We start from the raw sequence: 1,011 nt of genomic DNA, 5'->3' as shown, positions 1-1,011 counted from the left end.
AATATGTCGTGCTGCCAAGGCCAAGCGAGAACGTTCGACCTCGTAAACTTCAGCAAAACCGCCAACATTTACGATTTGCCTGTCATCCGAGCTGGGGATACGATTTACATTCCTCATAAAGATGAAAGCTTTGCAGAAAAAGCGCGCGCTGGTTTGAGAGACATTCTTCAAATCACCACCACCATCGTGTTAATAGGAGCGCTGTAATGACCATTCCTGCGACTCATGCCGAAATCGAGCAAATCTATCTGCAAAGTGAACAAAAGGGTCACAGATCGAGTTGCGTGGTGGGCTGTAAATCTGAAGAAGGCGTTACGTCTGTCGCCTCTTCTCTTGCCGAGCGCCTTATCTTGGCAGGTTACAGCACATTATATGTGGACTTGAACTTATTCAAACCCGCGTATCACACGGTGCACGAGTTTGATGATGACGCAAATGTCGGTCATTTAATTACGCGCGAAGATGCGCACCAAACGCTGGTGGGATTGCCTGCCCCGTCGTTGGCAAGCACCAAACTGGCGTATCGAGATCCAACCGCACTGAGGAAAAACATCGAGACATGGTTATCTCAGTATGATCGCATTGTCATCGACACCTCTCCGTTGCTCAGTGTGAATAAGAGTAACATTCCACCGCAAGTCATCGCGGGAGTTTGTGATGCAACGCTTCTGGTTGCTCATTACGGGTCTACGACGACCACGCAACTTGAGCAAGCCAAAAAGCTGCTTGAAGCAAGCGATGCCAATCTGATTGGCTCGGTGCTAAACATGAAACACACTCCGAGCCTAAAAGACGAGCTGATTCGCCAAGTCGAAAAGCTGCGTTTTCTACCGAAAAAATGGAAAGACAAACTGGCCCAGCAGATTAAAAAAAGTGAACTGTTTATGTTATAGGGAGCGCTTATTATGAATTCCAATACGGCACAACACATTGAACAAGAGTTGGTTGATGAGCTCATTCTCCAGCAAATGATTAAAGACACCTGCGCGGAGATCATTCCCACGTTGATTG

Annotated in this window: 2 protein-coding genes and 1 pseudogene; all 3 read left to right on the top strand. The window is 47.3% G+C overall.

Translation table 11 applies throughout. The annotated features are described in order from the left end of the window. Positions 1-207: hypothetical protein (locus tag R7O12_RS27145; RefSeq protein ID WP_318127155.1), on the top strand; the 207-nt coding region annotated here is incomplete at its 5' end. Next, entirely contained in the window at positions 207-893 is a 687-nt protein-coding gene (locus tag R7O12_RS27140) for an AAA family ATPase (protein ID WP_318127154.1), read from the top strand. The genes R7O12_RS27145 and R7O12_RS27140, both read left to right, overlap by 1 nt. Before the next feature lie 12 nt (positions 894-905). After that, positions 906-1,011: pseudogene (locus R7O12_RS27135) on the top strand (Hpt domain-containing protein); the annotation flags it as partial.

The sequence above is a fragment of the Vibrio sp. Vb1574 genome (assembly GCF_033338675.1).
This window is presented reverse-complemented; position numbering and strand designations above follow the sequence as displayed.